Source organism: Streptomyces sp. AF1A, assembly GCF_047340315.1.
Classification (GTDB): domain Bacteria; phylum Actinomycetota; class Actinomycetes; order Streptomycetales; family Streptomycetaceae; genus Streptomyces.
In genome coordinates this window covers 1-3,952 of record NZ_JBLEBI010000309.1, presented here as the reverse complement: position 1 = coordinate 3,952, position 3,952 = coordinate 1, and the positions used below count along the sequence as shown (strand labels likewise).

Genomic DNA, 3,952 nt, shown 5'->3' with positions numbered 1-3,952 from the left:
CGTCGTCGATGACGGCCAGCTCGGCGCCGACCTCGACCGTCTCGTCCTCGGCGACCTTGATGGAGGCGAGCACGCCGGCGGCGGGGGAGGGGATCTCGGTGTCGACCTTGTCGGTCGAGACCTCGAGCAGTGGCTCGTCGGCCTCGACGCGTTCGCCCTCGGCCTTCAGCCAGCGGGTGACAGTGCCCTCGGTGACGCTCTCACCGAGCGCCGGAAGGGTTACGGAAACCGCCATGGTTTCGGTTGCTCCTAACGAATTGCGGAAGTCTGTGTCGTCGCGCCCGTGGACCGAAGGCTCAGTCGTGGGAGTGCAGCGGCTTGCCGGCCAGCGCCAGGTGGGCCTCGCCGAGCGCCTCGCTCTGCGTCGGGTGGGCGTGGATGAGCTGGGCGACCTCGGCCGGCAGCGCCTCCCAGTTGTAGATCAGCTGGGCCTCGCCGACCTGCTCACCCATGCGGTCGCCGACCATGTGGACGCCGACGACGGCACCGTCCTTCACCTGGACGAGCTTGATCTCGCCCGCGGTGTTCAGGATCTTGCTCTTTCCGTTGCCCGCCAGGTTGTACTTGAGAGCGACGACCTTGTCCGCGCCGTAGATCTCCTTGGCCTTGGCCTCGGTGATGCCGACGGAGGCGACCTCCGGGTGGCAGTACGTCACCCGCGGCACACCGTCGTAGTCGATCGGAACGACCTTCAGACCGGCCAGACGCTCCGCCACCAGGATGCCCTCGGCGAAGCCGACGTGCGCGAGCTGGAGCGTCGGGACGAGGTCACCGACGGCGGAGATGGTCGGGACGTTGGTGCGCATGTACTCGTCGACCAGGACGTAGCCGCGGTCCATGGCCACACCCTGCTCCTCGTAGCCGAGGCCCTGGGAGACCGGGCCACGGCCGACGGCGACGAGGAGGACCTCGGCCTCGAACTCCTTGCCGTCGGCGAGGGTGACCTTGACGCCGTCCTGGGTGTACTCGGCCTTCTGGAAGAAGGTGCCGAGGTTGAACTTGATGCCGCGCTTGCGGAACGCGCGCTCGAGAAGCTTGGAGGAGTTCTCGTCCTCGACGGGGACGAGGTGCTTCAGGCCCTCGACGATGGTGACGTCGGCGCCGAAGGACTTCCACGCCGAGGCGAACTCGACGCCGATGACACCGCCGCCCAGGATGATCGCGGACTTCGGCACGCGGTCCAGGACGAGGGCGTGGTCGGAGGAGATGATGCGGTTGCCGTCGATCTCCAGGCCGGGCAGCGACTTCGGCACGGAACCGGTGGCGAGAAGGACGTGGCGGCCCTGGACGCGCTGACCGTTCACGTCGACGGAGGTGGGGGAGGACAGGCGGCCCTCGCCCTCGATGTACGTCACCTTGCGGGACGCGATCAGACCCTGCAGACCCTTGTACAGGCCGGCGATGACGCCGTCCTTGTACTTGTGGACGGCCGGGACGTCGATGCCCTCGAAGGTGGCCTTGACGCCGAACTGCTCGCTCTCGCGGGCCTGGTCGGCGAGCTCGCCCGCGTGCAGCAGGGCCTTGGTGGGGATGCAACCCCGGTGCAGGCAGGTACCGCCGACCTTGTCCTTCTCGATCAGGGCGACGTCCAGGCCCAGCTGCGCCCCGCGCAGGGCCGCGGCGTAACCACCGCTACCACCGCCGAGGATCACTAGGTCGAAAACGGTGCTGGCGTCGTTCGCCACGTCACGTCCTCCATGCATGTGCGCCTTGCGCCGGTCTCCAGTGACCGGCGGGCGGCTGGTGTCCGGCCGCTTGATGCTTCGGCCCTTCGGTGGGGGCCCTGTCCTGCCGGGCTCCATCTTTGCACTTGTTCCAGGCGGAAGAGACGCGGGGCTGGGGTGTGAGACACCCCACGTGCACCGAAAACGGAGGTGCGTACGAGCGAGGGGCGCGGGGCCGAGCCGGGCGTGCGGCTGCGCCGCGGGCCCGGAAACCCCCACGCCCCTGCAGTCGCCGTACTACTGCGGCGACCGGGCCGTCGGACGACTCAGCCCAGGTCACCCGCGGCCGTCAGCTCGGCGAGCCGCACCAGGGTCCGCACCGCGGAACCCGTGCCGCCCTTGGGCGTGTAGCCGAACGGGCCGCCCTCGTTGAACGCCGGACCGGCGATGTCGATGTGTGCCCAGGTGATGCCCTCGCCCACGAACTCGCGCAGGAACAGGCCGGCGACCAGCCCGCCGCCCATCCGCTCGCCCATGTTCGCGATGTCGGCGACCTGGGACTCCATGCCCTTGCGCAGGTGCTCCGGCAGCGGCATCGGCCAGGCCGGCTCGCCGACCTCCTCCGCGGCCTCGTGCACCGCGGTGCGGAACGCGTCGTCGTTGGCCATGACGCCGAAGGTCCGGTGGCCCAGCGCGAGCACCATCGCGCCGGTCAGCGTGGCGACGTCCACGAGCGCGTCCGGCTTCTCCTGCGAGGCCGCCCACAGCGCGTCGGCGAGCACCAGCCGGCCCTCGGCGTCGGTGTTGAGCACCTCGACCGTCTTGCCGCTGTACATGCGCAGCACGTCACCGGGCCGGACGGCGGAGCCGGAGGGCATGTTCTCGGCCAGCGCCAGCCAGCCGGTGACCTTGACCTCCAGGCCGAGCCGGGCGGCGGCGACGACGGCGGCGAGCACCGCGGCGGCACCGCTCATGTCGCACTTCATCGTCTCGTTGTGGCCGGCCGGCTTCAGGGAGATGCCGCCCGAGTCGTAGGTGATGCCCTTGCCGACGAAGGCGAGGTGCTTGTCGGCCTTCGGGTGCGCGTACGTCACCTTCACCAGGCGCGGGGCCGCGGCCGAGCCGCCGCCGACGCCGAGGATGCCGCCGTAGCCGCCCTTGGCCAGGGCCTTGTCGTCGAGCACCTGCACCTTCAGGCCGTGCTCCTTCGCCGCGGCCTGCGCGATCCCGGCGAAGATCGCGGGGTTGAGGTCGTTCGGCGGGGTGTTGATCAGGTCGCGGGCGCGGTTCAGCTCCTCGCACACCGCGACGGCGCGGGCGACGGCGCCCTTGTGGGCGGCGTCGCGCGGCTTGCCGCCGAGCAGCGCGGCCTCGGCCAGGGGGGCCTTGCCGTTGCGGCCCCTGGCGTCCTTGCCGCCGTTCTCCTTGTAGGTGTCGAAGGAGTACGCGCCGAGCAGCACGCCCTCGCTGATCGCCTCGATGGCGCCGGGGCTGTCGACGGGCAGCGCGAACGCGGCCTTCTTCGAGCCGGCGAGCGCACGGGCGGCCGTGCCGGCCGCCTTGCGCAGCGCCTCGGCGTCGTAGCCGGCGTCGGCGTCCTTGGCGGGCTCCGCGCCCAGGCCCACCGCCACGACGAGCGGGGCCTTGAAGCCGGCCGGTGCGGGCAGCTTCGTCAGTTCGCCCTCGGCACCCGAGGCGCCGAGGGTCTCCAGGACGCCGGCCAGCCTGCCGTCGTACGCCTTGTCCACGGCCTCGGCGCCCGGCGCGACGACGGGGCCCTTGGTGCCCTTGGCGACACCGATCACGATCGCGTCGGCCCGTAGGCCGGCCGCCGCGGCGGTGCTGAGAGTCAGAGCAGTCACGGTGGTGAATTCTCGCTTCCGATGTGAAGTTGCTGTGGCCGAAAGAGGGTGGGTCGACCGGGCCCGAGAGCCGACCCTAGGTCCAGGCCTGGGGACAGGTGGCATCCGGGGTCTTCACCCTGTCGGCGAACACCCGGGACGAGACTACGCGCGTGTGCCCGTTCGCTCATTCCTGTGGGTGTTCGCCCGTGCGCGACGTCGGGGTCGCGTCCGCCCGTGAGACGCCCGGCCGGAGCCGGACGTGACCCGGCAGCGGGACCGGTTCAGCGGCCGAACGACAGCACTACCAGCGCGGTCGTCGCGGCCGTCTCCGCCAGCGCGCCGAACACGTCGCCCGTGACCCCGCCGAGGCGGCGGGTGCAGCGGCGCAGCAGGAGTTCGGCGGCGGCGAGGGCCAGCAGCACCGCGGCGGCCGCGCGCAGCGCG

The 3,952-nt window shown here is 71.4% G+C and carries 4 protein-coding genes; all 4 read right to left on the bottom strand.

The features are described from left to right. A partial coding sequence (locus ACLU3S_RS36115) for a biotin/lipoyl-containing protein (RefSeq protein WP_413956206.1) occupies nt 1-235 on the bottom strand: 235 nt, incomplete at its 3' end. Between the two features lie 61 nt (nt 236-296). Then, nucleotides 297-1,685, bottom strand: a complete 1,389-nt coding sequence (gene lpdA / locus ACLU3S_RS36110; protein WP_413956205.1) for a dihydrolipoyl dehydrogenase — start codon at nt 1,683-1,685, stop codon at nt 297-299. A gap of 305 nt (nt 1,686-1,990) precedes the next feature. Then, nucleotides 1,991-3,526, bottom strand: coding sequence for a leucyl aminopeptidase (locus ACLU3S_RS36105; RefSeq protein WP_413956204.1), 1,536 nt, complete (start codon nt 3,524-3,526; stop codon nt 1,991-1,993). Between the two features lie 263 nt (nt 3,527-3,789). Further along, nucleotides 3,790-3,930, bottom strand: coding sequence for an adenosylcobinamide-GDP ribazoletransferase (locus ACLU3S_RS36100; RefSeq protein ID WP_413956207.1), 141 nt, complete (start codon nt 3,928-3,930; stop codon nt 3,790-3,792). Nucleotides 3,931-3,952: the final 22 nt, after the last annotated feature.